At 66.0% G+C, this 3,334-nt stretch carries 4 protein-coding genes; 1 reads left to right on the top strand and 3 read right to left on the bottom strand.

Annotation, left to right across the window (positions count from 1 at the left end; translation table 11 throughout):
• The coding region (locus H8A95_RS42180; protein ID WP_229188331.1) for a GntR family transcriptional regulator at window positions 1–375 on the bottom strand (375 nt) is incomplete at its 3' end.
• A 169-nt stretch (window positions 376–544) separates the two neighbouring features.
• Between H8A95_RS42180 and H8A95_RS42175 the strand changes: the two genes are divergently transcribed.
• Complete coding sequence (locus H8A95_RS42175; RefSeq protein ID WP_229188330.1) at window positions 545–1,456, top strand: DMT family transporter; 912 nt, start codon at window positions 545–547, stop codon at window positions 1,454–1,456.
• 151 nt (window positions 1,457–1,607) lie between these two features.
• Here the strand turns inward: H8A95_RS42175 and H8A95_RS42170 are convergent, their stop codons facing one another.
• Window positions 1,608–2,609 carry a dienelactone hydrolase family protein gene (locus tag H8A95_RS42170; protein ID WP_229188329.1) on the bottom strand — a complete coding sequence of 334 codons (1,002 nt, stop codon included), beginning with the start codon at window positions 2,607–2,609 and terminating at the stop codon, window positions 1,608–1,610.
• Between the two features lie 103 nt (window positions 2,610–2,712).
• Window positions 2,713–3,123: a DUF4260 domain-containing protein gene (locus tag H8A95_RS42165; RefSeq protein ID WP_229188328.1), complete on the bottom strand. Its 411-nt coding sequence runs from the start codon at window positions 3,121–3,123 to the stop codon at window positions 2,713–2,715.
• Window positions 3,124–3,334: the final 211 nt, after the last annotated feature.

Raw genomic sequence — 3,334 nt, 5'->3', positions numbered from 1 at the left:
CTCGGCCCGCGCCAGGCCGCGGAACGCGCGCCGCAGTGCCTCGGTCGGCATCCAGTCGGCAGGCAGCCAGCCGCAACCCGGCTTCAGCGCGCCGCTCGCGGCGTCGAGCGATTGCCGCGACACCCAGAACGGATCGACGGCGCGGTCGTGCTGCGGCTGGTCCTTGGCCAGCGAAAGCGGCGGCAGCGCCGCGGACGAGACGTAGAAGCCTGAGCCCGGTCGCGCCCGGATCAGGCCCTCGGCGGCGAGCCGGTCATAGGCCTCGACTACGGTCGAGGGCGACACGCCCATGGTCGCGGCAAAGCTGCGGATCGAGGGCAGGCGGTCGTTGGCGGCGAGCGCGCGGCTCGCGATCCTGGCGCGGATCGCGTTCATCACGTCGGTGGTCCGGGTCGCCTTCGGTGCCAAAATAGCGCGATCGTTAGATGGTTGCCGCAAGTGTATGCCTACCTTGACCCATACAGTTTGGCGATATTGTACTGATCCGTTACTGCCTTGGCCAGCCCGTCGCCGCTAACTTCGCCCGCGAAAGACGAGGTGCGCGATGAGCGATTCGAAGACATTGGCGGGGAAGTCCTGGGCGGGCGAGGGAAGCGGCGGCGCTTCGCTGGACGGCTGGGGCAGCGGCCTGCTCGGCGTGATTATCTTCAGCGGCTCGCTGCCGGCGACCCGCGTTGCGGTGGCCGGGTTCTCGCCTTTGTTTTTGACCGCGGCGCGCGCGGTGATCGCGGCACTGCTCGGCGCTGTGCTGCTCGCGGTGCTGCGGCAACCATGGCCGCGGCGCAGGGACCTAGTGTCGCTGATCATCGTGGCACTCGGCGTCGTGATCGGCTTCCCGCTGCTGACTGCGCTGGCGCTCCAGCACATCACCTCGGCACATTCGATCGTGTTCGTCGGGCTGTTGCCGCTGTCGACCGCAATCTTCGGCGTGCTGCGCGGCGGCGAGCGGCCGAAGCCGCTGTTCTGGCTGTTCTCCTGCATCGGCAGCGCGACGGTCGGTGCCTTCGCTCTGTCGGGCGACGGATCGGCGTCGCTGACCGGTGACCTCCTGATGGTCGCGGCGATCGTCGTCTGCGGCCTCGGCTATGCCGAGGGCGCGGCGCTGTCGCGGCGGCTCGGCGGCTGGCAGGTGATCTCCTGGGCGCTGGTGCTCTCGGCGCCGGTGGTGCTCTTGATGACGATCATGACGCTGCCGCCGAGCTGGCAGGGCATCGGCGCGCCGGCCTGGCTCGGGCTCGCCTACGTCTCTGTTTTCAGCATGCTGGTCGGCTTCGTGTTCTGGTATCGCGGCCTTGCCATCGGCGGCATCGCCAGCGTCGGCCAGTTGCAGCTGTTGCAGCCGTTCTTCGGCCTCGCGCTGGCCGGGCTGCTGCTGCACGAGCCGGTTGCATGGTCGATGATCGCGGCGACCATGCTCGTCGTCGTCTGCGTGGTGTTCGCGCGGCGCTTCGCCTAGCCGCTCCTTCGGGTGACGGACGCGGTGCGCGTTGCTCAATCCACGTCATTGCGAGCGAAGCGAAGCAATCCATGGCTCCACAAGCTGAGAAATGGATTGCTTCGTCGCTATCGCTCCTCGCAATGACGGCAATGAAAAATGGCCGTATGGCTCAGCCGAGCCTAAACAGCGCCTGCAGGAAATCGCTGACCGCCTTGCGGGCCTCGAGCGCGGTGGTCGGGTTGCCGCCGACATGCGGGCCGAGCTCGACGCAGGCATCCTTGTAGCTGAACGGCGCCTGCGTCGATGCGTTCATCAGCACGCCGCCTTCGCCTTCCTTGATGGTGCAATGGCGCACGGTCTGCGATCCCGTGGCTTCCACCACCGTGTTGTTGCCGATCAGGCCGGCATCGAAGCCGTGCGCGGAATCGGGATATTCGGTCAGCACCACGTCGCGCTTGGCGGCCTCGAGCCGCGCGACATAGGCCTTGCAGCTTGCCAACGGGTTATAATCATCCGGTGCGCCGTGGAAAATCCGGATCGGCCGCGCCGCGACCTCGGTGTCGGTGAGATAGCTGGTCGAGCAGTCAGGATAGAACGGGATGTAGGCCGCGAACTGCACGCCGGACTTGTTCCAGAGCTCGTTGAAACGGTCGAGGCTTGCAAAGAGCGTGGCCTGGCCGCCGCGCGAGAATCCCATCAGCACGATGCGCTCGGGATCGACGCGCGGATGCTTGGCGAGGATCTCCAGCGAATGATAGATGTCGACGATCAGGTTGAGCCGACCGAGCAGCGCCTGGTTCGGCCCGGTGGCGGTCAGGCCGCGGCCCGAGAAGCCGTCGATCACGAAGGTCGAGATGCCCATGGCGTTGAAATGGCGGACCCAGCCGTCCATCCCGGCGCCGACGCCGCTCGAGCCGTGCATCAGCACCACGACCGGCAGCCGGCCGGTGCCTTGCGCGATGCGGAATTCGCCGCCGACGGTGACCGGCTTGCCATTGCTGTCGCCGGTCAGGAATTGCTGATCGGAAATCGTCAGCGAGGGGATGCCGTAGATCTCGGTGCGCGCCGCGATCTCCTTCGGAATCTGCTGGGCGCTGGTCTCGATGCAGGTGAACAGCACGGCGCAGCAAAACAGGATCGCGGTCGCGGCCAGGCGCCAGTCTGTCAGCATCTCGTCCCCCGGATGTTGTCGTGATGATCCGCGACTACAGCAACCGGGGCGAACGCTGTCAATTTGCCCGGCCGTGCCTGGCACCAGGAAGAGAAGGCGAGCCCTAGGTCGGCTCCTGCGCTTTCCCGATTCGCCCGAGATGGGTGAAGCCGAACCCTCTGGAATACTTCAGCCCGTAGCCGAGCGCGCGGTCGATCCCGATATGGGCGAGCCAGATCATCGCGATCGAGAGCACCAGCGGTCCTTCGCCGGCAAAACCCAGCGTCATCAGCGCCACCGGCGCCATATAGGTGTGGGCTGCGTTGTAGGCGATGGCGCCGGCCCGCGGGCTGATCAGGTAAGCCGCAAAGCTTAAGTCCGGCACCAGGAACAGCACGACGTAGATCAGCCAGGACCCCTCCCATTTGTAGTAGAGCACGGTCATGCCGACGAACAGCACCAGCCCCTCCAGCCGGAGCAGGGTACGCACCCCGCCGGTCGCAGCGCCAGTCGTCTCAGCAGTCGTATCGGTCATTGCCGTCTCCCCAGATGTCGGAAAATCCTACCGTTTTGGCGCCCAAACCCGTTCACAAGCGCCTTTCCGGTTCCGAAATGGCCGTGCTAAAGCCATTCCGAACGAAGCGGTCCCGGCCTCGGCCGGGACGCGGACTGTAGCTAACACGGGCGGAAACAAATGAAAGATATCCTCGACACCCTCGAAGAGCGGCGCGCCGGCGCGAAATTGG

The organism is Bradyrhizobium oropedii (genome assembly GCF_020889685.1).
Taxonomy (GTDB): domain Bacteria; phylum Pseudomonadota; class Alphaproteobacteria; order Rhizobiales; family Xanthobacteraceae; genus Bradyrhizobium; species Bradyrhizobium oropedii.
The sequence above is the reverse complement of the archived record's forward strand: the minus strand, read 5'-3'. Positions and strand labels throughout refer to the sequence as shown.

What these genes read in the sequence shown, in the direction of transcription:
- H8A95_RS42170 (WP_229188329.1), bottom strand. Translation starts at nt 2,609, where the DNA reads ATGCTGACAGACTGGCGCCTGGCCGCGACCGCGATCCTGTTTTGCTGC.
- H8A95_RS42165 (WP_229188328.1), bottom strand. Translation starts at nt 3,123, where the DNA reads ATGACCGATACGACTGCTGAGACGACTGGCGCTGCGACCGGCGGGGTG.
- H8A95_RS42175 (WP_229188330.1), top strand. Translation starts at nt 545, where the DNA reads ATGAGCGATTCGAAGACATTGGCGGGGAAGTCCTGGGCGGGCGAGGGA.